General features: G+C 68.7%; 16 protein-coding genes. 10 read left to right on the top strand and 6 right to left on the bottom strand.

Annotated elements, in window-relative coordinates; translation table 11 throughout:
* Positions 1 to 27: 27 nt before the first annotated feature.
* From F8178_RS18735 to F8178_RS18725, 3 genes are all read left to right on the top strand, one after another.
* The gene (locus F8178_RS18735) at positions 28 to 2,931 is read left to right on the top strand and encodes a vitamin B12-dependent ribonucleotide reductase (protein ID WP_317496154.1); all 2,904 of its coding nucleotides are present in this window, start codon (positions 28 to 30) and stop codon (positions 2,929 to 2,931) included.
* A gap of 213 nt (positions 2,932 to 3,144) precedes the next feature.
* Entirely contained in the window at positions 3,145 to 3,573 is a 429-nt protein-coding gene (locus tag F8178_RS18730; protein WP_317496153.1) for a CBS domain-containing protein, read from the top strand.
* A 174-nt stretch (positions 3,574 to 3,747) separates the two neighbouring features.
* Positions 3,748 to 4,836, top strand: coding sequence for a DUF4192 domain-containing protein (locus F8178_RS18725; protein ID WP_317496152.1), 1,089 nt, complete (start codon positions 3,748 to 3,750; stop codon positions 4,834 to 4,836).
* An 11-nt stretch (positions 4,837 to 4,847) separates the two neighbouring features.
* Here the strand turns inward: F8178_RS18725 and galE are convergent, their stop codons facing one another.
* Positions 4,848 to 5,849: a UDP-glucose 4-epimerase GalE gene (gene galE / locus F8178_RS18720; protein WP_317496151.1), complete on the bottom strand. Its 1,002-nt coding sequence runs from the start codon at positions 5,847 to 5,849 to the stop codon at positions 4,848 to 4,850.
* A gap of 18 nt (positions 5,850 to 5,867) precedes the next feature.
* A complete protein-coding gene (locus F8178_RS18715; protein ID WP_317496150.1) occupies positions 5,868 to 6,563 on the bottom strand; it encodes a metal-dependent transcriptional regulator in 696 nt (231 codons plus the stop codon).
* Between the two features lie 171 nt (positions 6,564 to 6,734).
* On the opposite strand from F8178_RS18715, the gene F8178_RS18710 reads away from it, so the two are divergent.
* The 5 genes from F8178_RS18710 to F8178_RS18690 all read left to right on the top strand — a co-directional run bounded on the left by F8178_RS18710 (position 6,735) and on the right by F8178_RS18690 (position 13,437).
* Entirely contained in the window at positions 6,735 to 7,577 is an 843-nt protein-coding gene (locus F8178_RS18710) for a sulfurtransferase (RefSeq protein ID WP_317496181.1), read from the top strand.
* 30 nt (positions 7,578 to 7,607) lie between these two features.
* A complete protein-coding gene (locus F8178_RS18705; RefSeq protein ID WP_317496149.1) occupies positions 7,608 to 8,780 on the top strand; it encodes an acetoin utilization protein AcuC in 1,173 nt (390 codons plus the stop codon).
* A gap of 42 nt (positions 8,781 to 8,822) precedes the next feature.
* Positions 8,823 to 11,555 carry a GNAT family N-acetyltransferase gene (locus F8178_RS18700; RefSeq protein WP_317496148.1) on the top strand — a complete coding sequence of 911 codons (2,733 nt, stop codon included), beginning with the start codon at positions 8,823 to 8,825 and terminating at the stop codon, positions 11,553 to 11,555.
* Between the two features lie 94 nt (positions 11,556 to 11,649).
* Positions 11,650 to 12,129: a hypothetical protein gene (locus F8178_RS18695; RefSeq protein ID WP_317496147.1), complete on the top strand. Its 480-nt coding sequence runs from the start codon at positions 11,650 to 11,652 to the stop codon at positions 12,127 to 12,129.
* A gap of 525 nt (positions 12,130 to 12,654) precedes the next feature.
* On the top strand, positions 12,655 to 13,437 hold the full coding sequence (locus F8178_RS18690; RefSeq protein ID WP_317496146.1) for a M23 family metallopeptidase: 783 nt from the start codon (positions 12,655 to 12,657) through the stop codon (positions 13,435 to 13,437).
* A 41-nt stretch (positions 13,438 to 13,478) separates the two neighbouring features.
* On the opposite strand, the gene F8178_RS18685 is transcribed toward F8178_RS18690, so the two are convergent.
* From F8178_RS18685 to F8178_RS18675, 3 genes are all read right to left on the bottom strand, one after another.
* A complete protein-coding gene (locus F8178_RS18685) occupies positions 13,479 to 14,540 on the bottom strand; it encodes a sigma-70 family RNA polymerase sigma factor (RefSeq protein ID WP_317496145.1) in 1,062 nt (353 codons plus the stop codon).
* A gap of 241 nt (positions 14,541 to 14,781) precedes the next feature.
* Positions 14,782 to 15,207: a D-aminoacyl-tRNA deacylase gene (dtd, locus tag F8178_RS18680; protein WP_317496144.1), complete on the bottom strand. Its 426-nt coding sequence runs from the start codon at positions 15,205 to 15,207 to the stop codon at positions 14,782 to 14,784.
* Positions 15,208 to 15,234: 27 nt separating this feature from the next.
* Positions 15,235 to 16,794, bottom strand: coding sequence for a methyltransferase (locus F8178_RS18675; protein WP_317496143.1), 1,560 nt, complete (start codon positions 16,792 to 16,794; stop codon positions 15,235 to 15,237).
* A gap of 146 nt (positions 16,795 to 16,940) precedes the next feature.
* On the opposite strand from F8178_RS18675, the gene F8178_RS18670 reads away from it, so the two are divergent.
* Positions 16,941 to 17,267, top strand: a complete 327-nt coding sequence (locus F8178_RS18670; RefSeq protein WP_317496142.1) for a DUF3099 domain-containing protein — start codon at positions 16,941 to 16,943, stop codon at positions 17,265 to 17,267.
* 55 nt (positions 17,268 to 17,322) lie between these two features.
* Positions 17,323 to 17,571 carry a DUF3039 domain-containing protein gene (locus tag F8178_RS18665; protein ID WP_317496141.1) on the top strand — a complete coding sequence of 83 codons (249 nt, stop codon included), beginning with the start codon at positions 17,323 to 17,325 and terminating at the stop codon, positions 17,569 to 17,571.
* 39 nt (positions 17,572 to 17,610) lie between these two features.
* On the opposite strand, the gene F8178_RS18660 is transcribed toward F8178_RS18665, so the two are convergent.
* Positions 17,611 to 18,606, bottom strand: a complete 996-nt coding sequence (locus F8178_RS18660) for a YhjD/YihY/BrkB family envelope integrity protein (protein WP_317496140.1) — start codon at positions 18,604 to 18,606, stop codon at positions 17,611 to 17,613.
* Positions 18,607 to 18,855: the final 249 nt, after the last annotated feature.

The following is an 18,855-nucleotide window of genomic DNA, read 5'->3' as shown; positions in this document are numbered from 1 at the left end:
GGGCGGCGCCGGAGTGAGGGAGATGTGATGACGGAGACCGTCGGAGTCGAAGCGAAATCTGGGCGCTCTGCCAAGGGCAAGGGCTCAGCCAAGGGGGAAGGCCGCGGACTCCGGGTGGAGCGGGTGTTCACCACGGAAGGGGTGCACCCTTACGACGAGGTCACCTGGGAGCGCCGTGACGTCGTGATGACCAACTGGCGTGACGGCACGGTGAACTTCGAGCAGCGAGGCGTCGAGTTCCCCGACTTCTGGTCGCTGAACGCCACCAACATCGTGGTGAGCAAGTACTTCCGGGGTGCGCTGGGCACCGAGGAGCGCGAGTACAGCCTCAAGCAGCTGATCGACCGGGTGGTGTCGACCTACACCGAAGCCGGGCGCCAGCACGGCTACTTCGCCACGGAGGCCGACGCCGAGGTGTTCGCGCACGAGCTGACCTGGATGCTGCTGCACCAGTACTTCAGCTTCAACTCCCCGGTGTGGTTCAACGTGGGCACGGCCTCCAAGCAGCAGGTATCGGCGTGCTTCATCCTGTCGGTCGACGACACGATGGAGTCCATTCTGAACTGGTACAAGGAGGAGGGACTCATCTTCAAGGGCGGTTCCGGCGCCGGGCTGAACCTGTCACGGATCCGTTCTTCGCGGGAGTTGCTGCATTCCGGTGGCACAGCATCGGGGCCGGTGTCGTTCATGCGCGGTGCCGATGCCTCGGCTGGCACCATCAAGTCCGGCGGTGCGACTCGCCGTGCCGCGAAGATGGTGGTGCTCGATGTGGACCACCCCGATATCGAGGAGTTCGTCGAGACCAAGGCGCGAGAGGAACACAAGATCCGCGCGCTGCGTGATGCCGGATTCGACATGGATCTCGGCGGCACCGACATCAGCTCCGTGCAGTACCAGAACGCCAACAACTCGGTGCGGGTGTCCGACGAGTTCATGTCGGCGGTCGCCGGGTCGACAACCTTCGGCCTGCGTGCGCGGACCACCGGTGAGACCGTCGAGGAGATCGACGCGAAGTCGCTGTTCCGTTCGATGGCACGCGCTGCATGGGAGTGCGCCGATCCCGGGCTGCAGTACGACGACACCATCAACGACTGGCACACCTGCCCGGAGACGGGCCGGATCACCGCGTCCAACCCCTGCTCGGAGTACATGCACCTGGATAATTCCAGCTGCAACCTCGCGTCGCTGAACCTGATGAAGTTCCTCGTCGAGGACGGCACCTTCGACGCGGAGCTGTTCGCCAAGGCCGTGGAGTTGGTGATCACGGCGATGGACATCTCGATCTGCTTCGCGGACTTTCCCACCGAGGCGATCGGTGACACCACGCGCAAGTACCGGCAGCTCGGCATCGGCTACGCCAACCTCGGTGCGCTGCTGATGGCGACCGGCCACGCTTACGACTCCGAGGACGGGCGGGCGCTCGCCGCTGCGATTACCTCGCTGATGACGGCGGTGTCGTACCGCCGTTCCGCCGAGCTCGCCGGGGCGGTGGGGCCGTACGAGGGCTACGCTCGCAACAGCGAAGCGCATCAGCGGGTGATGCGCAAGCACTCGGCGGCCAACGACGCGATCCAGCCAAGGGACACCAACGACGTCGCCGTGCGCCGTTTGGCCACAACCGAGTGGCAGCGCGGTATCGAGCTGGGCAGCAAGCACGGGTGGCGCAACGCCCAGGCGAGCGTGCTCGCCCCGACCGGAACGATCGGGTTCATGATGGACTGTGACACCACCGGGATCGAACCGGACTTCTCCCTGGTGAAGTTCAAGAAGCTGGTCGGCGGTGGCTCCATGCAGATCGTCAACCGGTCGATTCCTCGCGCGCTGCACTCGCTGGGGTACCAGGAGGAGCAGATCGAGGCGATCGTCGAGTACATCGCCGAGCACGGGCACGTCATCGACGCGCCCGGCCTGAAAGCCGAGCACTACCCGGTGTTCGACTGCGCCATCGGCGAGCGTGCGATCCCCCCGATGGGGCATGTGCGCATGATGGCGGCTGTCCAGCCGTTCATCTCCGGGGCGATCTCCAAGACGGTGAACATGCCGGAGTCCGCGACGGTGGAGGATGTCGAGGAGATTTACTTCCAGGGATGGCGTCTCGGCTTGAAGGCCCTGGCGATCTACCGGGACAACTGCAAGGTCGGCCAGCCACTGTCCACCGGTAGCGGTGATTCGGCCAAACAGGAGTCCGCCGACGCTGGTGCGACGGTCGCGCAGGAACCGATCGTGGAGTACCGCCCGGTTCGCAAGCGGCTGCCGAAGAAGCGGCCGAGCCAGACCGTGTCGTTCACGGTCGGTGGCGCAGAGGGGTACCTGCACGCGGGCGAGTATCCGGATGACGGACTCGGCGAGATCTTCGTCAAGCTCGGCAAGCAGGGATCCACGCTCGCCGGGGTGATGGACGCGTTCTCGATGTCGATCTCGGTCGGCCTGCAGTACGGTATCCCGCTCGAGTTCTACGTCAGCAAGTTCCAGAACCTGCGGTTCGAACCGGCCGGGATGACCGACGACCCCGATATCCGGATGGCCACCAGCGTGTTGGACTACCTGTTCCGCAGGCTCGCGCTGGACTACCTGCCGTACGAGAAGCGGGAGCAGCTCGGCATCTTCACCGCGGCGGAGCGCACGGCGGCGCTGACCGAACAGCAGGAGCGGCCCGCGTCCTCAGGGGAGACGGAGGAGGTGGATCTCGAAGCGTTGCGCAGCACCGTCGATGCGAGCGCGACGAGCTCCGAGTCGGCCGAGCGTTCGGCTGCCCCCGTCATGAACGATGACCAGCAGACCCCCGAGGCGCACACCACGACCGAGCTGCTGGAGGCCAAGCTCGGTAAGGCCGCGGACGCTCCGCTGTGCATGACCTGCGGCACGAAGATGCGGCCAGCCGGGTCCTGCTACGCCTGCGAGGGCTGCGGCGCCACCTCCGGCTGCAGCTGAGGTCCGTGCTCGGGAGGGCAGCGGTCAGGGCCGTTGCCCTCCCGAGCACCTGGGGTGCCTCCAGGTCGGCATCGGCGCCGCCGCGCAGGTCACGGCCGTACGGTGATCTACCGGCGGGTAAGTTACCCCCTCCGGCGTCTTCCGCGAGGCCTGCCAGCGGCGTTACTCTACTGGATACTGCTGTGAGGTCTGTCACCCGACGGAAGGAACTCGATGCGAATCGCCGATGTGCTCCGTGCCAAGGGAACCGAGGTGGCGACGGTGAGCCCGGACACGACGGTGACCGAGCTTCTCGCCTTGCTGGCCGAACACAACGTGGGTGCCATGGTCGTAGTGGACGGCGACGAGGTCAGCGGCATCGTCTCCGAGCGTGACGTGGTGCGTAGGCTGCACGAGCGGGGCGCACCGCTGCTGGACGCGCCGGTATCGGAGATCATGACCGAGATGGTGGCCAGCTGCGGCCCCGAGGACACCGTCGACGATCTGACGCACCTGATGACCAGGCGCCGGATCAGGCACGTGCCGGTGATCGACAACGGGCGGCTGGGCGGCATCATCAGCATCGGCGACGTGGTCAAGAACCGGATGGACGAGCTGGAACACACCAAGGAACAGCTCGAGGCATACATCGTGCAGGGGTGAACCCCGCGAGCAGCGGGTGTTCGGGTGGTGACGCCGCCCTCGCCACCGGTCGTGGCCGGTTCCGTGCGACTCCGAGCGGCAGTTCGCCCGCGGCGCTGTCCACACCCGGGTCACCGGTCCACGGATTCGCCATGCCTGCCCCGGCACGGCTATCGCCTGCGCAGGCTGGGTGCCATGACCGACGAGACATACGCGGGGAACGCGCCGGTACGGTTCACCAGCCCGGGCGAGCTGTTGGCGTCGCTGCCCCAGATGATTGGTTTCTACCCGAGCGACTCGGTAGTGCTGCTTGCCAACGCGCACTCCGGAAGCCGCCACGTCGGCCCGGTGATGCGCTGCGACCTTCCGGCCGAGCCCGAAGTGCGCGAGGTGGCGGTGCGGCTGGTCGAGGCGATCACTCGCGCGGAACCGGCGTCGGTGGTCACCGTCGTGATCGGCGGCACCTCGGGCGCACCGGTGCGCGGGCATCGCGGGTTGCCACAGCGTGCCCTGGTGCGTGAGCTCCGCGAGCAGTTGCGGGCCAGTAAGGTGACCGACCCCGCGGCGTTGTGGTTGCCCAGCATCACCGGTGGCGTGGGGTGGCGGTGCTACGACCACGCGCGCTGCGGGGGTGTGTTGCCGGATCCGGGCAGTACGGTGGCCGCCGCGCGCATCGTCGATCAGGGCCTTGTCACTTTCGGCAGCAGGGAGGAGCTGCAGCGGCTGGTCGTGCCCGACGATAACGCGCGGGCGCGGACGAGGGCCGATCATCTCGTGGCCGAGCTGCGTTCCCGACCGCAGGATGCGGCGGCGGAGGCAGCGCGCGGTATCGAGGTGGTCAGGGACGCGTTGCTCCGGGTGCGCCGGGGTGACTTTGAGCTCACTGACCAGGAGCTGGCCACGCTCGCCCGCGCTGTCAGCGATACGCGGGTGCGAGATGCCTGCCTGGCCACCGTGGTGCCGCCGCACACGGCCGATGCCCACACGGCCGAACGACTCTGGCAGTGGCTCGCCAGGGTGCTGCCCGCCCCGGAACGTGCTCAGCCCGCGGTGCTGGCGGGCTACTCCGCCTATGCCGCGGGCAACGGGGCGCTGGCGCGGATCGCGTTGGAGTCCGCGCTGGAGTCTGATCCCGATCACGTGCTGGCCGCACTGCTCCTCCGCGCGCTGCAAGGCGGGGTTCAGCCTCGTACCATCCGTGCGCTGGCCGGGACGGGCGAACGCACAGGCGGTTGCATCGACCTGCCGCCCGATGCAGCCGCGGGTGAGGATCCGGGTGGGTGAACGGCCGCGGGTCAGCGTGCTGGCTCGCCTGCCCGTCCGGTGGTGGCGAACTCCCACGCGTGGGTGACGATATCGACCAGGTTGGGGTGTTGTGGTTTCCAGCCGAGCTCCACCCGCGCCCGATCGCTCGATGCGACGAGCACGGCCGGATCTCCTGGCCTGCGTGGTGCCACGGCAGCCGGAATCCGGTGGCCGGTCACCGCCCGGCAGGTGTCGAGGACCTGCTGAACCGAGAAGCCGGTACCGTTGCCGAGGTTGTACACGCGATGCTGTCCCGGCGCCGCGTGGCGTAGCGCGCGGAGGTGGGCGTCGGCGAGGTCGGCGACGTGGATGTAGTCACGCACCGCCGTGCCGTCGGCGGTCGGGTAGTCGTCGCCGTGAACGGACACGCTCTCGGCCAGGCCGGCTGCGACCCGCAGCACGAGGGGGATGAGGTGGGTTTCCTCGGCATGCCGTTCACCCCACCGCCCATAGGCTCCCGCCACATTGAAGTACCGCAGGCTCACTGCCGCCAGTCCGTGCGCGTGGGCGTAGCTGGTGATGGCATGGTCGGCCGCGAGCTTGGTATAGCCGTAGGTATTACCCGGCACCGTCGGGGTTGACTCCGCGATCGGCACACGATCGGGGGAGCCGTAGGTGGCTGCCGTGGACGAGAAGACGAGGCGCGGTGTGCCGTGTGCGCACATGGCATCGAGCAACCGCAGTGAGGTCACGACATTGCCGTGCCAGTACCGGTCCGGATGGGCCATCGATTCGCCGACCAGGGACCGGGCGGCGAAGTGCAGCACTCCGTCGAAGCCCTCGCCGAGCAGGTCGGCGGCTATGTCGGCGGCGTCGCCCTCGACGAAGTGGGCGCCCCCGGGAACCGCGTCACGGTGGCCCGTCGACAGGTCGTCGACGACGGTAACCGAGTACCCCGCGGCCAGCAGCCATGCGGTGCAGACACTGCCGATGTAACCCGCACCCCCGGTCACCAGCAGCTTGCCGGTACTCGATAGCTCAGCCGATGTCATGCTCGCCGTCTAGGCCCGTTACGGAGCGGTGGCGAGGACGGCGTGCAGGATGCCGGTGGATACTTCGATCGATTCGTCCTTTCCAGTGATCGTCACAGCGGCCTCGGCCCCGGTGGCGCTGTCGATCTGTACGGATTCCCCGGGAATCAATCCCACCGACCGCAGCTTAGCCATCAACTCCTCGTCCATCTGAACGTGCTCGGCGATCCGCTTGATCGTCACGGTACCGCCGCCGGACCGCGCGAGCTCGTCGAGGCGGATCAGGTTCGATTCGGCGGGTGGCGCGGGTTCGCCCGCACCGAGCTTGTCGAGCCCGGGAATGGGGTTGCCGTACGGAGAGGTCGTGGGGTAGCCGAGCAGCTTCACCAGCTTGTGCTCGACGGCTTCGCTCATCACGTGCTCCCACCGGCATGCCTCGTTGTGCACGTGCTCCCACTCGAGCCCGATGACATCGACCAGCAGCAGCTCGGCCAGTCGGTGCTTGCGCATCACCGCGATCGCCAGCTCGCGGCCATGGTCGGTCAGCTCGAGGTGGCGATCACCCGCCACGACGACAAGGTTGTCACGCTCCATGCGGGCCACCGTCTGGCTCACCGTCGGGCCGCTCTGATCGAGACGTTCCGCGATCCGTGCCCGAAGCGGCACGACACCCTCTTCTTCCAGTTCGAAGATGGTGCGCAGGTACATCTCCGTAGTGTCGATCAGGTCGTTCACTCTGCCGTCCTTTGTCGGGCCGTGCACGGTCGTCGGATCATGTGCCGCGGGCGGTTCGCGCCGTCGGAGCCACGCCGGTGTCCGATGACCACAATCGTAGCTAGCTCGCCGGTGTTCGTGTGCCTGGCTACGGAAGGTGCCGGTAACGGTGGCTACGGCAGAATGGGCGGTATGCATCCGCTGATCGACCCCGAAGGCCTCGCGGCGATGCTGGCGAGCGGGGATCCTCCGACGGTGCTGGACGTACGCTGGCGGATGTCGGGGCCGCCCGGTGCGGAATCCTACGCCGAAGGGCACATCCCGGGCGCGGTGTTCGTCGATCTGGATACCGCGCTGGCGGGGCGGCCCGGTGCGGGTGGTCGCCACCCGCTGCCGGACCCCGAGCGGCTGCAACGGACGCTGCGGAGCGCCGGAGTGCGCAGCGGCCACCCGGTGGTGGCCTACGACGATGCCGACGGCTCGGTGGCCGCGCGGGCCTGGTGGCTGCTGCGCTGGGCGGGGCACCGGGCGGTGGCGGTGCTCGACGGTGGCTACGCGGCGTGGTCGGCAGGCAACCGTCCGGTTACCACGACGGTCCCCGAGCCGGTACCCACCGGTATCAAGGTGACGCCGGGGCGGATGCCGGTGCTGGATACCGACGGAGCGGCTCGCTGTGCCCGCGAGGGGGTGCTGCTGGATGCCCGGGCCCCCGAGCGGTACGCGGGCGAGCACGAACCGGTGGATCCCCGCGCAGGACACATCCCGGGCGCGGTGAACGCGCCGTTCGCTGATCACACCGGTGCCGATGGGCGCTGGCGCTCGCCCGCCGAGTTGGCAGAGCGCTTCGCCGAGCTCGGGGTCACCGGCGACGCGCCGGTGGGTGCTTACTGCGGATCCGGGGTTACGGCGTGCTCGGTTGTCCTCGCGCTGGAGCTGGCCGGTGCCGGTGAGTGGCCCGCGCTCTACGCTGGATCCTGGTCACAATGGTGTCGCGATCCGCTGCGGGAGGTCATCACCGGCACGCAGCCGGGTTGAGGATCACGGGTGACTGGATAGGCTGGGATGATGCGATCTTCGGCCGTAGTGTGGCACTCCTCGCTGCTGTCGTACGACTTCGGCGACGGCCATCCGTTCAACCCGGTACGGCTCGACCTGACGATTCGCCTCGCCAGGGAACTGGGCGTGCTCGACGGCGTGTCGTTGCTGGTTCCCGAACAGGCGGCCGAAGCGGATATCACCCGGGTCCACCATGCGGAGTACGTGGCCGCGGTCAAGCGCGCGCCCGGTGCCGGGTACGACGTCGGCCACGGCCTTGGCGGCGCGGACAATCCGGTGTTCTCGGATATGCACTCCGCGGCGGCGCTGGTGGTGGGGTCGAGCCTGCTCGCGGCCGATCAGCTCGCGAGCGGGACCGCCACGCGAGCGGTCAACATCGCAGGCGGCCTCCACCATGCCATGCCGGGATGTGCCGCGGGATTCTGCATCTACAACGACTGCGCGGCAGCGATCGCCCGGTTGCTGGACAGCGGGTTCGAGCGGATCGCCTACATCGATACCGACGTGCATCACGGCGACGGGGTACAGGCAGCGTTCTACGATGACCCACGCGTGCTCACGATCTCGCTGCACCAGCACCCGATGACGTTGTTCCCCGGCACGGGCTTTCCCGGCGAGTCCGGCGGTCCCGGCGCCGAGGGGCGTGCGGTGAACGTGGCGCTGCCGCCGCGGACACCCGACCGGGGCTGGCTACGTGCGTTCCGTGCTGTCGTCCCCGGACTGATCGCGCAGTTCGAGCCGCAGGTACTGGTGACGCAATGCGGCGTCGATTCCCACGACGAGGACCCCCTTGCTGATCTGGCGCTGAGCGTCGACGGGCATCGCCGGATCTACCAAGAGCTGCGGCAGCTGGCTGAGCAGTACAGCGGCGGCCGGTGGCTGGCCGTCGGTGGCGGCGGTTACCAGCTGGTGCGGGTGGTGCCCCGGTCATGGACGCACCTGATCGCCACGGTGCTCGACCGTGACATCGATCCGCACACCCGGGTGCCAGGGATCTGGAGCTCCTCGGTGGCCAAGGCCGCTCCGCACGCCGAGATACCGATCTCCATGACCGACGGCGAGCAGGCTGAGTTCACCCCGTGGGACGGGGTGAATGAGGAACCGGTGGATCCGGCTATCCGCGAGACCCGGAAGGCGGTGTTCCCGCTCGTGGGACTGAATCCCGACGACCCGAGGGACTGACCCTGTCGGTGGCCGTGGGAGTAGAGAACGAAGGGGAATGCGATGACGGCCGATGACCAGGCACCCGCCGGAGACTCCACCGACCCCTACGACTACCCGCGGCACTGGGAAGCCGACGTGGTACTGGCCGACGGGGGCACGGTCCGGCTGCGGCCGATCGTTCCCGACGACGCCGACCGTATCGTCGCGTTGCACAGCAGACTGTCGGAACGTACCCGGTACTTCCGCTACTTCGGCGCCTACCCCCGGATCCCGCCGCGTGATCTGACCAGGTTCACCGTCGTCGATCACCACGACAGGGTGGCGCTCGTCGCCGCGCTCGGTTCGGAGATCGTCGCGGTCGGTCGGTACGAGCGACTGGAAGGCGGCCCGCTCGCCGAGGTGGCTTTCGTGGTCGACGACGCCCACCAGGGCAGGGGACTGGGGTCGATCCTGCTGGAGCATCTCGCGGCCGCGGCGGCGGAGTGCGGCATCGAACGCTTCGCCGCCGAGGTCCTCAGCGACAACGCGGCGATGCTGCGGGTGTTCCGGGACGCCGGCTACGAGGTCACCAGGGAGGTGGCAGGCGGCAGCTTGCATCTCGAGTTCGATATCGACCCGACCGAGGAATCCCTGGTCGTGGCCCGCGCCAGGGAACAGGCTGCGGAAGCCCGCAGCGTGCGGAACCTGCTGTTCCCGCGATCTGTGGCGGTGATCGGCGCTTCCCCCGATCGATCCAAGATCGGCTACGCGGTGCTGACCAACCTGCTCGGGGCGGACTTCGCCGGGACGGTCTACCCGGTCAACCCGGAACACCCCTCGGTGCGAGGAGTGCGGGCCTACCCGTCGGTCGTCGACATCCCGGACGACGTCGACCTCGCGGTGGTCGCGGTGCCCTCGGAGAAGGTCGACGACGTGCTGGAGGGCGCGCTGCACAAGGGCGTCACCACGCTGGTGATCGTTTCTTCCGGGTTCGCAGAGTCCGGGCCGCACGGGATGCACGCGGAGCTGCGGGTGGTCGGCGAGGCGCGAGCGCACGGCATGCGCGTGGTGGGGCCCAACGCGCTCGGCGTACTCAACACCGATCCATCGGTCCGGCTCAACGCCACGCTGGCCCCGCGGCTTCCGCCGCGGGGGCGCACGGGATTCTTCTGCCAGTCGGGTGCCCTCGGTATCGCCATCCTCGACGACGCCGAGAAGCGCGGGCTTGGGCTGTCCACCTTCGTCTCCGCAGGTAACCGCGCCGATGTCTCCGGCAACGACCTACTGCAGTACTGGGAGACCGATCCGGATACCGACACCGTGCTGCTCTACCTGGAGTCGTTCGGCAACCCGCGCAAGTTCGCCCGGCTGGCGCGCAGACTCGCCCGCCGCAAACCCATCGTGGCGGTGCGCTCCGGGCGGCGCGCGCTGCGTCCGGAGCTTGCGGCGACCTCGACGTCGGTGGACGACGCCTCGGTGCAGGCGCTGTTCGAGCAAGCCGGGGTAATCCGGGTGGAAACGCTCGACCAGCTTTTCGATACCGCGCTGGTGCTGGCGCATCAGCCGCTGCCCGAGGGGGATCAGGTGGCGATCGTGGGGAACTCCGCGGCGATCGGCGCGCTCGCCGCGGACACCGCATTGGATCTCGGCCTGACGTTAGCCTTCGAACCGGTGGACGTGGGCCCGCAGGCGGGACCGGAGGAGTTCGCCAGAGCGGTGCGGGAGGCGCTGCACGATCCGAACACCGATGCGCTCGTGGTGGTGTTCGTTCCACCACTGGCGATTCCGGGAACGCGCTACGCGCGAGCGGTACGGGAGGCTGCCGAGGATGCTGCGCCGCACGGCAGCAAGCCGATCGTATCGACCTTCCTTGCGGTGGAGGGCATCCCGAGTGAGCTCGCGGTGTATACCGAGGACGGCGTCCCCGCCGCGGGTTCGGTCCCGTCGTATCCGAGCCCGGAGCGGGCGGTGTCGGCGCTGGCCCGCGTGGTGCGGTACGCGGCATGGCGGCAGCGGCCGGCCGGGTCGTTCGCGCGCCAACCGGAGCTGCACCCACAACGGGCGCAACAGCTGGTCACCGCCGTACTGGCGGGGGAGTGGGATAGCGCGGGAGCCCAGGCGGGTCGCTGGTTACCGGATACGCTGTGCCTCGAACTGCTGCGCTGTTACGGCATCGACGTGGTGTCGTACGAGCGGGTGGCCTGCGAGGAGGACGCGGCCGATGCCGCGGCGCGGCTCGGTTACCCGGTTGCGTTGAAATCCGGCGTGGATCGGCTGCGACGAAGCCCCGACTACACCGGGACACGGCTGGACCTCTACACCGAGGACGCGGTACGTACCGCCTACCGTGACCTGCGCGAGATCGGCGACTCTCCGGAAGTGTACGTGCAGTGTATGGCGCCGAGGGGTAGTTCATGTGCCATCGGGCTGCAGGACGATCCGTCCTTCGGGACGCTGGTGTCGTTCGGCCTGTCCGGCAGCCTCGGTGAGCTCATCGGTGACCGTGCCTACCGCGCGGTCCCACTGACCGACGTCGATGCCGCCGACCTGGTGGCCGAGCCGCGGACGGCGCCACTGCTCGCGGGGTATCGCGGTGCCGAGCCCGCCGATGTCGGCGCACTGTCCGAGCTCGTTCTGCGGGTGTCCGCGCTGGCCGACGACCTACCTGAGGTGCGGGCGCTCGAGCTCGATCCGGTGATCGCCACCAGCGATGGTGCGACGGTGGTCGGTGCCCGTGTCACGGTGGGTCAGCCGCCTGCGCGGCCGGACAGCGGGCCGCGCAGGCTCCGGCCGATCGATGTACCGCCGGAGTGAGCGGTCGCCTGCCGCGGTAGGTCACGCCCAGCGGGCGCTGCGGGACAACCTCGGCGGCGTGTCGCGCGTGTGCTCCGGTATGAGGTCGGTACGTATGGCGACGGCGCTGCTCGCGCTCCTGCTTGCGGTAGCCATGGGATGCGCGACGGCGGGGGGGGACGGCTCCACCGCCGATCCGGAGGAGACCACCACGCCAGAAACGGGCGAACCGGATGATGCGAACTCCGGTGACAGGCAGGGTGGTGACGGCCAGGCCGGTAACGGCGAGGAGGAAGCGACCGTACCGCCGGAACGGATCGACGGGTCGGCACTGCCGGAGGGGTATCCCACCGAGGTCGTCATCAGGGACGGCGGCAGGACCCTGGTGATCACGGCACGGGAGTCGAGCGGCTGCGTCACGGCCTCGGCCGAGCTCGCCGGACAGGCCGATCGGCACGTCACCGTGCTGCTGGTCCATACCAGGGCGGAGGGTGACGTGATGTGTACGCAGCAGGTGAGTTATCCCGAGGTCACGGTGGCGCTGGACGAGCCACTGGCGGACCGGACCGTGCTGTTGCGCGCCGAGGAACGGTGACACGGCAGCCGGGTTCGAACAGCCGGGAAACACCCCGGACGGGGCCGTGAACGGCCGATAAATTCCCGATGACCTTGGTCACTTCGCGCGGATTGAGTTGATCTCCCCCGTCGAGATCGACTTCTCGCGACAAAACGGTCTTCTGTGGACACTTGGAGTACGGTAGTCGCTGCGTCGGAACCGTACTCTGTCTGCCTTGTCGTATGGTTTTTCGCTTCGTGGCAAGGATACCGGGAGCTTAGTAATGGGGTAATCGGTTCCTGAGTGTAGGCGCGTGGACCCTCGACCGGGGGATACACGCGCGGGTGGGTAGTGCCATGTGCCGTGTGGTTCGGGTCACGTGGCTCGTCCGATCGATGTGAGCGCGATCACGACAATTCGTTGCCCTCCGCAGTACCCCCGATTACCGTCCGGTCGGCGTGTTACGACTCGGTCACGACCAGGGAACGGTTGGGTTGCCAGCCGATGCCGCCGGGAGCCCCGCCCGGGGTCGGACCGAGTTGCCCCGAGACGGAAGGCGTGTACATGACCCGGACCGAACCGGAGGGCCCGAGACGCCCCCCGGTGGCCGCTGCCGTGCCCCGCGGGCGGGCGGCCACCGGGGGAAGGCAACGATGGCAACAGGTGGTGGTCGCTACGTTGGCGATCGCCGTGCTGGTGGCGGTGAGCCAGTCGGCGGCGCGCAGCGCGACGGCATCGGAACCCGTGGAACTGGTCGCGGCCAGTATCGAGCCGAGGCCGACCCCGAACGTGCTGCGCCAGCAACCCACCTCGGTCGACGCCCGAAACGAGGTCGAGGCGCTGCTGGCCGCCGACGAGACGAGGCAGGAGCGCGAGCGTGCCGCTGAGGAGGCCGAGGCCGCCGAGCAGGCGCGCGCAGACGCTGAGGAACCCGAACCCGAGCCGGAGCCGGAACGGCCGGCGTATGCCAAGCCAGCCGAGGGGCGGTTCACCTCGGGATTCGGCGCGCGCTGGGGGTCGACCCACAACGGGATCGACATCGCCAACTCCATCGGCACACCGATCCTCGCGGTCACCGAGGGCACGGTGGTCGAGGCAGGACCCGCCAGCGGGTTCGGGCTGTGGGTACAGCTGCGCCATGACGACGGCACGGTGACGGTGTACGGGCACATGGATCGGATCCTCGTCGGCGAGGGGCAGCGGGTCAGCACGGGCGAGCAGATCGCCACGATGGGTAATCGTGGCCAATCCACCGGTCCCCACCTGCACTTCGAGGTGTGGCAGGGTGGTCAGACGCCCATCGACCCCGTGCCGTGGCTCGCCGAGCGCGGCATCTCCGTCGGCTGAGCAGCCTGATCGGGTCGCTGTGCGCACCTACCGTGCGAGCGTCAGCTCGCGTAGGCGCGCAGCCGGTCCGCCCGATCGCCGTGGCGCAGCTTCACCATGACCTCGCGCTCGATCTGCCGGACGCGCTCCCGCGAGAGCCCGAACGCCCGACCGATCTGGTCGAGCGTGCGCGGCTGGCCGTCGTCGATCCCGTAGCGCAACCGGATGACGTTCTGCTCGCGCTCGTCCAGGGTGCCAAGCACCCGTCGCAGGTCGTCGTGCAGCATGCCCGAGATGACCGTGCCCTCGGCGTCAGCGGCCTCACCGTCCTCGATGAAGTCGCCGAGCGGCGCGTCCTCCTCGGAGCCGACGGGCATGTCCAGGCTGACCGGGTCACGAGCGTGCTCGAGAAGCTGGGCCACCTTCCCCTCGGGGATCCCGGACTCCTCGGCCAACTCCTCGTGTGTGGCTTCCCGGCCGAGCCGCTGGTGCAGGTCGCGCTTGATCCTGCTCAGCTTGTTGACCTGCTCGACGAGGTGGACCGGGAGCCGGATGGTGCGGCCCTGATCGGCCATCCCCCTGGTGATGGCCTGCCGGATCCACCAGGTGGCGTAGGTGGAGAACTTGAAGCCCTTGGCGTAGTCGAACTTCTCGACGGCGCGGATCAACCCCAGATTGCCTTCCTGGATCAGATCCAGCAGCGGCATCCCCCGCCCGGTGTAACGCTTGGCCAGGGAGACCACCAGGCGCAGGTTCGCCTGCAGCAGGTGCTGCTTGGCGCGCTCACCGTCGCGAACCACGGCGGCGAGGTCGGACCGGCGTTGTGCCGAGAGCCCTTCCTCGGTGTCGAGCACGTGCTGGGCGAACACACCTGCTTCGATCCGTTTGGCCAGGTCGACCTCTTCGGCCGCGCTGAGCAGTGCGGTCTTACCGATCCCGTTGAGATATACCCTGACGAGATCGGCCGCCGGGCCTTGGTTGTCGAGATCGGCCTCGGGGCTCGGTGCGGTCTGTACCGGCACATCCGGTGCGTCGGCGCCGAGGGCCTCTGTGGCTTCGACGGCTTCGGCGGCGTCGCTGGCGGACGTGGCACGGGTTTCACGGTCGAGTGCCTGTACGGACATCCTCAGCCTCCCCTTGGGCAGTCCGGCACGATCGACGTACCGGAGCTACGTGGCGTGCGCCGGTGTTACCCGCCGCACACGCCCGACCTGTTTCAGGGCCAGACACCGGGAAAACGCCTTGGCGGCCCGAATCGTTCCCGCGAGGCGAACTCGATGCCGGGTTATTCGTGCCACAACAGGCGGCAAAGGTGGCGATCGGAGGCTACGCACGGGGCTCGTGTGCGGGCTGCGCAGTAGCCGTTCACACCTCGACCAGCACGGTGAACGGGCCGTCGTTGACGCTGTGTACCTGCATCTTGGCGCCGAACCGGCCGCCTGCCACCCGGGCACCTCGTTCGGTCAGCTCGGTGACCAGCTTGTCGAGGAGCGGTTCGGCCGTCTCGGGGGGCGCGGCCGCGGTCCAGGAAGGGCGCCTGCCCTTCCTGGTATCGCCGTACAGCGTGAACTGGCTGACCACCAGGATCGGCGCTCCCGCGGTCGCGCAGGACTGTTCGTCCCGCAGGATGCGGAGCTCGTGCAACTTGCGCGCCATGGTGCGCGCCTCGGCGGCAGTGTCCTCACGGTGCGCCCCGACGAGGGCGAGTAGTCCTGGTTCGTCGATCGCGCCGACGGTCTCGCCGTCCACCGTCACGCTGGCGCGCGTGACCCGTGCCACCACGGCTCTCATGGTTGTGCCCCTTGCTTCGTGGTCCGGTTACTCACCCCGCTGCGTGCCCGCCGTGAACGGGTCGTGCTGCCCGCTCGCTCCGGCGAGTTCGACCGGCAGCAGCATGCCGTGCAGGATGAGTTCCCGCACGATCGGCAGTGCCCCGGCGACGAGACTGTCCGTCGGCTCACCGTGCGCGGCCGCCAGCAGCTCGAGCAGGTCCGACAGGGGGAGTGCGCCCTGGCACCCCGCGAGTAACGCAGCGGCGAGCTCGTCGAGTTCGTGCTGCCAGCCGGGCCCGTCGGTGCGGTGCAACCGGCGGATCGCGGGTGCCCACCCCTGGCTGCCCTGCTCGCACACCTGCTCGAGTACCACCGACGGTGGGACCGTGTAGGTGACGGCGAGCAGGTTCGGGGTGTCGCGCAACCACGCTACTCTGGCCAGCCAGCGGGTGGCTTCCTCGCCAAGCGGATCGTCGTAGGCGTGGCGCAGGTCCTCGCAGACCACAGTGGGTTCGGCGGTAGTGTCGCCGCCTTCGGCGATACGCCGGAGCGTGACGAACCCGAACCCGATACCGTCTACCCGCTCGGTGGAGAACCAGTCCAGCCAGGCACGAGTGGCGGCTCTGCCTTCCGCCGAAGCCGGGTCGATCCCGGCGTCGCGTAACCACGTACTCACGTAGAGCGGGGGATCGGCCACGTCCCGTTGGACGAACCAGGCGTCGATGCCCGGCGGAAGCCAGCTTGCCACCCGCTCGGTCCAGTCCTCGCCCTGCACGTGTAACCAGGTCGCGAGCAGGTGCCCGGTGCCACCTTCGGTGAGGAACGCGGGCAACTGGCGGGTCACGAGGGCACTGGCCTCGTCACCGGCGAGTCCGGAGTCGCGGTAGGTGTATTCCACCCGTGGGGGGCCAGCCACGAAGGGCGGGTTGCACACCACTTGATCGAACGTCCTGCGGGCCAGCGGGGTGAACCACGAGCCGCGCAGCAGCTCCACGTCGACCTCGTTGAGCAGGAACGTGCCGCGGGCCAGTGCGAGCGCGCGTGCGGAGATGTCGGTCGCGGTGATCGTCGCCGCATGCCTGCTGGCATGCAGGGCCTGGATACCGTTGCCGGTGCCGACGTCGCAGAATGTGCCGGCAGGTTCCCGGGCAGTGGCCCGCACCAGGCTCAACGCCGCCTGGCCGACCCCGACGACGTACTCCCGCCCCACCGGGGTGCCCGCACGGCTGTCGCGGTCACTGACCACCCACCAGGAGCCCTGCTGATCGGCGTGCGGGCGGATGTCGAGCCCGGCGCGGACGCCGTCCGCGCAGGTGCGCAGTACACCGGCGGCGAGGGCGTCGTCGACCGGCAGTGGCGCGAGCGCGTGGGCTGCTGTTGCCCGGCTCTCCACGGCATCGAGCAGGAACAGCCGGATGAGCGTGCCGAGGGGACCGCTGCCCGCGGTCGCTTGGAATGCGGGTTCCGGTTCGTCCCGGCCCAGCGCGGCGTGGGCGGCATCGCCGAGCAGGTCCACCACGCCGTCGGCGTCGTAGCGCGCCTGGTGGAACGCCTCGCGAAGTCGCGCGCACACCTCGGCGGACAGCTCGGGGAGATCATCTCGCACGGGACTATCCTCGCATGTGCCTGCTTGATGGGCCGGTCAGGTGGGAAACCGTCCAGTGCCCCGGAAACGGCCCGAAAACGGCCCGGCAGAGGCCCGGCAGCGGGCATTGCCCGGCGTGGGACCATGAGAACTGGAGGTGATCGGCGGTGAGCTGGCCGAAACAGGACTCGGGTGAGCCGGAAGGGCCCGTGTTGATCACCGAGGCCGAACCCTCCTACGACGACGAGCTCGCCGCCCGCAAGCGCAAGTACGTCTGGATGATGGGGCTGCGGTTCCCGTGCCTGATCCTGGCTGGGATCTTCTACCAGATTCCCTGGCTCGCGGTCACGCTGGTGGTGATCGCGGTGCCGTTGCCCTGGATCGCAGTGCTGATCGCCAACGATCGGCCCGCCCGCAAGGCCGAGAGCGCCAGCACCTTCCGGCGTGAGCCTCGGGCGCTTGACGAGGGCGGGCACCGGGTGATCGACGGCTAGCGGACGCTCGGACCTCGACCACCGTGCCCTGTCCGGATGAGGCACCATAGGGGATGTGAGTACCCAGGTTCTTCCCGAGCAGGATACCCGGCCCGAGGGCACGGACGCGCCCGATGACGAGACGCCGGAAGTATTCCACTACGTGCGCAAGAACAAGATCGTGGAAAGCGCGGTCACCGGCTCGTACGTTGTCGCGTTGTGCGGCGAGGTCTTCCCGGTGACCAAGCAGGCCAAGCCGGGCTCCCCGGTATGCCAGGAATGCAAGCGCATCTACGAGAACCTGCCGCCGGGCGGCGACGAGTAACGCGCACGTGAGCGGTGACCGGGGTGATGCGATGGCGTGTCACCCCGGTTCACGCGCGCCGCGATCGGGTTCGAGCCGGTGCCAGCGCTTCCGGTACCGGCGAGGTGGCCCCGCGGGCCACAGCTCCTCGATGGCGCTGTTGAAGTACGCCCCCACGGCGATGGCGAGTCCGATGAAGAAGGCGAAGAGCAGGAAGGCGATGGGGGTCGCCACGGCGCCGTAGGTGTATCCGGTCGCGGTGATGTCGGACAGGTAGTTCCGGAGCACGGTGCTCGAGGCAAGAAAGACCAGCATGGCCAGCGCGGCACCGGGCAGCCCGCGGTGCCATGGCAACTTGCGAGGCAGCGCGAGCTTGTACAGCGTGGCCAGCGCCAGCACCAGCAGCAGCGCCAGCGCCGGGTAGTACAGCGTACCGATCCAGTCGGCGACCAGCGGCCGCCATGACTCGGGGATGATCCGGGTGAGCAGCTCCGGCCCGAGCGCGAGTACGGGCAGGATCACGATCAGCAGCGCGAGGCTGGCGATGTAGATCAGCAGCGCGAACACCCGCTGCCACAGCTCGTTGCGGATGCCGTGCTGGTCGTGCGCCACGGTGATGGTGTCGACGAACGACCAGATCGCCGAGGAACCGGCGAACAGTGCGATGACGAAGCCCAACGACACCAGGTGCGCCTGGCCGACGGTGAAGATCTCGGCCACGGTCGGTGCGATGAAGTCGGCGACAACGTCCTCGGTGAAGATCGTCCTGCTGAAGTCGATGATCTCCTCGAGAACCTCGTCCACCACCGCTCGGCCGAACCAATCGCCGAGGTAGCCAAGGCTGCCGAGCAGCGCCAGCAGCAGCGGCGGCAATGAGAGGGTCTGCCAGAACGCGGCCTCGGCGGCTTGCGAGAAGATGCTGCCCCGCCAAGCCCGTATCAGCGTGCGGGTGAGCAGCCGGAACGGGGCACGGCGGCGTAGCGGGCGGGAACCAACGGCCGTGCCCGCCCGCGTGCCCTCATCGTCATTGCCGGTCTCACGCATCGTGGTGTTCAAGCATGCTGTATACCGGACCGGTTCGCCTGCGGCCGCTCCGTATCGGTTCCCACGTCGGCTCCCACCCGACTGCGTCAACGTTCGCCCTCAGTGTGCCTGTGGTTACCCCGCGATGGTGTGCGCGGGACAACATCACGGGTACGCGCGTCGGCCGCCGAGCGTGCGGTACCTGCCGGTAGGGTGGCCGGGAAACCCTCACCGCGGTGATCACCGGCTGTACCCGCACGTGGCAGGCGGTGCCGCCGGTGC

The organism is Haloechinothrix sp. LS1_15 (assembly GCF_033042135.1).
Taxonomy (GTDB): Bacteria; Actinomycetota; Actinomycetes; order Mycobacteriales; family Pseudonocardiaceae; genus Haloechinothrix.
This window is presented reverse-complemented; position numbering and strand designations above follow the sequence as displayed.